Source organism: Sulfurimonas sp. (assembly GCF_026991475.1).
Taxonomy (GTDB): domain Bacteria; phylum Campylobacterota; class Campylobacteria; order Campylobacterales; family Sulfurimonadaceae; genus Sulfurimonas.
In genome coordinates, this window is sequence record NZ_JALXBK010000098.1 from 1 (window position 1) to 3880 (window position 3880).

Sequence of the window (3880 nt, forward strand, 5' to 3'; positions counted from 1 at the left end):
GCGCGTAGTCTTTTGCTTTCATCAGTACATCTTCACTTACGCAACCTACGGTAATAATAGAAATGAGTACATAGAGCGCTATAACAATGATAACTGAAGCATAAAATGCACGAGGGAGGTTTTTGTCGGGATTTTTAATGTCTTCTGCAGAGTTTGCAATAAGCTCAAAACCTTCATAGGCTACAAATATTATCATCCCAGCTACAACGATGGAGAGTGGTGATGCCCAATGCTGTGGTGCTATTCTTTGAGGCTCTACAAACGACGCTCCAGCGACAATAACCAAGATGAGTAGTGAGACTTTTATGACAACAATGACAGTCTCACTCTTTCCCACAAAAGAGGCACTCACAAGGTTGATGATGGCAGGAAAAATGATGGCAGCTGTGATAAGCCCATGGTGTAAAAGAGAAGAGGGATGTTTGAAAAATGTCTCTCCATACGAAGCAAACGCAGTGGCATAGAGTGAAATGGTGACCAAGTAACTTAGCCAAAGCATCAGGTTTACAGAACCAGAGAGAATGTTGTCACCAAATGCTTTGTCGATGAAGGTGACTGTACCACCCTCACTTTGAAATGTAACAGAGAGTTTGGCGTAGGAGTAAGCTGTCAAAAGTGCTATGAGCCCACCAAGACCAAACGCAACTGCCGTTGCACCGTGTGCCAAAGAGACCGCTTCACCCAAAACAGCGAAAATTCCGCCGCCAACCATACCACCGATGCCGATAGAAATCGCACCTAAAAGTCCTATACTTCTCATATTGTTCCTATTTATTTCATTACTTTAATAACTGCGTTTAGATTTGCACTCTTTACAAAACATTTTCTGAGTGTACATACCAAGTAGTCATTATAATCCTCTTGCAAGGTCATTACATAAGGGTAGTGTACTTTTCGAATCGTTTGCATATTGTTTATAAGGTTGTTTTTGTTACTTTTAAGTACAAATACCCCTCTCTTTTGCATCAAATAATCATTCGCAAGTGCCGGAACTTTAGCAAGTTTTCTCTTTAATGTTGCTTCATTTGCCTCTATGCTCTTTTGTGCAAGTTTTTCATAGCGAAATGACTCTTTTAAAGCGGAGAGTTTTATGATGTCTTCTATAATCCTTGAAAGTGCGGAGGTGTAATATTTGTCATTCAAGTCTGCTTTTACTCCCAAATCTTCACTCAAATACCATATGCCATCTCTATAAAACTTCTCTTTAGCTTGACTTAGAAGATACTCCGCTTCTGCAAGCCGCTGTTCATCATAATTGTTCTCATAAGAGGCTATAAGTGCGCTGATAAAGAACGCATAATCTTCCAGCAGACCCTTCTGTTTTGGTTTATGCTTTGGTATGGTTTGGTGATAAAGCTCTCGCTTACGCAACATCAAATGCTCTAAAGCCTCTAAGCTTTTATTTGCCTCTTTAGCATACTTTTCATCTATATAAGCAGCTTTATAGAGTGCTTCTATCATCATACTGTTCCATGCGGTATTTATCTTTTTATCTATAAAAGGGTAAGTTTTTTTCGCACGTATTTTTTGCAATGCTTTTTGAAATGCGTAAAATCCTTCTGGACGTTTTTGTGTCTCAAAATTGATATGAATCTTGTTATGAAAGTTTCCCTCATAACTAAAAGCGATGGCATCTTTAATTTCAGTTGCATGAGGATTATGCTCTAACGCTTTGTCTATCTCTTTTTTTGTAAAAGTAAAATATCCGCCTTCTTCTCCCATGCTATCGGCATCACTAGCACTAAAGTAGAGATTGTCGCTTTTAAATCTTTTCTCCACCATCTGGATTGTTTCAACAACAACATCTCTGTAGAGTTCTTTTGTACTCAGAGCATACCCTCTTACATACAGAGGAATTAATTCCGCCTGATTATAGAGCATCTTTTCAAAATGGGGAATTTCCCATGCTGCATCGGTTGTATAGCGAAAAAAACCTCCCTCTGCATGGTCATACAACCCGCGTAAGACCATTACATCGAGCATTGAAAAATAATCTCTCTTGAGCTCTTTATCATGAGAGAGTTCTGTCAAATCTCCAAGCAGAGTCAATTTTGCCGCTTCTGGAAACTTTTTTCCTCTTCCAAAACCCTCATAAATAGGCTCATACTCTTTTTTCATGGAATTGACCATAGCTTTTAATGAGAGAGTTTTTTTAGATTTTTCTTTTTGTGTAGGCAACTTTTTTGTATTTGCAATAGTTGAGATCTCTTTAGTAAGAGTCTGTTTATTTTCATAAAGACGATGCAGACGCTCTAAAAGTGTATCGAATCCCTCTGCATAACTCTCACGGTGTGGCGGTATATATGTCGTAATGTAAAAGACTTTTTTTTGCGGTGTCATAAAAACACTCAACGGCCATCCACCCACATGTTTTTTATACCTTTTGTAGATATTTTGGTAATAAATATCTAACTGGGGCATCTCCTCTTTATCTACTTTGATGGAAATAAAGTACTTGTTTAAAAGTGCTGCAATTTTTTCATTTACAAATGATTCTCTCTCCATCACATGACACCAATGACAAGTAGAGTACCCTATGGAGACAAATATAGGCTTATCCTCTTTTTTTGCCTTTGCAAATGCACGAGCAGACCAAGACATCCAGTTCACAGGGTTGGTAGCATGTTGGAGCAGGTAAGGGGAAGTCTCCTTTGAAAGTTCGTTTGCGTTTAGAATGGGAAAATAAAGAAAAAATAAGAGTAATAAAATTTTCAACACTTACTCCTTATGAAAAATAACTTCACTAAAATGTGAATTTTCTACAGATACTTTTAGCTTTACAATTGTATCTAACACAATCAAAATATTTTTACCATTTACAAAAAGCTCCATACACTCTTCTCGAAGTTCATTGCGTTTGGTGTTTTTTGCAATTCCTTCAACTTTTTCACTTGTATTGAGTGTTAATATTATGGGAAATTGGTACATACAGGCGATCTCTATATAGTCATATTGTTGACATGTTATCATTTTTTAATAATCTTTTAAAAATTAATGGTGAAGCCCATAAAACATTGAATTTGTTGGCATTTGACCTTCCTAAATATTTAATTATTTCATTCTAACATATGGGTACCTCTAAAAAGTCGTAAGGCTATTTATTCGCTCTATTTTGTTATGTGTTCAATCATAAGCTTTTTGTCGATGTTTAAAATCTACAACAGCCACAATGAGTTTATCATCTTCGATAAGATAAAAAAGTCTATAGTCTCCTATTCTATATCTATAATAGCCTTCTAAATTATCTTTTAATTTTTTTATATTCGGGCCATAAAATGGATTTTTTCTAAGTTGAGGATACACAAAATTTTCAATTTTTACATAGAGCTTGTTATCCAGTTTCTTTTTGACTTTTTCAAAAGTTTTAGTTTCAGCAATTTGGTAATTAGACAATTGTGTAATCGCCTTTTTTGAAATCTTCTAATCCATTCATTAAGTTGTTTACAAGTTCTTTATCTTCTAAAATTTCATTCATTTCATCTTTTTCTACAAATTGTGATGAAGTAAGATATTGCATTGTTGCAAATTCTATAAAGTTTGAAAGATTCCTTCTCTGTCCATCTGCCGCAAGTTTTATCATATTGTAAATAGAATCATCTACTCTCATCGTAACTGTTTTCATAGCAAAATCCTTGAATATTTATTAATCTAATTATATTCAATTTTATTCTTTTTGTCAAACAGTATGACTTTTACATAACGGTTGACTTGAGGAATAGTTTTGCCCGCTAGGGTAAACTATTTCTCTCCTAGGAGACTGTGAAAGAACTCAATCCCAAACACTGTAAAATATTCTACCAAAAGTACCCTAAAATTAACCATACTAAAATCACAAAAACAGTATAATAACTCCTATATAAAAGGCATTATATGGGTATAT

Annotated in this window: 5 protein-coding genes; all 5 read right to left on the bottom strand. The window is 35.3% G+C overall.

Going from position 1 to position 3880, the window contains the following annotated elements:
* The coding region (locus MV589_RS08530; RefSeq protein ID WP_297433881.1) for an APC family permease at nt 1–760 on the bottom strand (760 nt) is incomplete at its 3' end.
* 11 nt (nt 761–771) lie between these two features.
* Nucleotides 772–2715, bottom strand: a complete 1944-nt coding sequence (locus tag MV589_RS08535; protein WP_297433883.1) for a thioredoxin domain-containing protein — start codon at nt 2713–2715, stop codon at nt 772–774.
* 3 nt (nt 2716–2718) lie between these two features.
* Complete coding sequence (locus MV589_RS08540; RefSeq protein WP_297433885.1) at nt 2719–2970, bottom strand: Rho-binding antiterminator; 252 nt, start codon at nt 2968–2970, stop codon at nt 2719–2721.
* A gap of 153 nt (nt 2971–3123) precedes the next feature.
* Nucleotides 3124–3393, bottom strand: a complete 270-nt coding sequence (locus MV589_RS08545; protein WP_297433888.1) for a type II toxin-antitoxin system RelE family toxin — start codon at nt 3391–3393, stop codon at nt 3124–3126.
* Complete coding sequence (locus MV589_RS08550) at nt 3386–3622, bottom strand: CopG family transcriptional regulator (RefSeq protein WP_297433890.1); 237 nt, start codon at nt 3620–3622, stop codon at nt 3386–3388. Before MV589_RS08550 ends, MV589_RS08545 begins: the two co-directional genes overlap by 8 nt.
* Nucleotides 3623–3880: the final 258 nt, after the last annotated feature.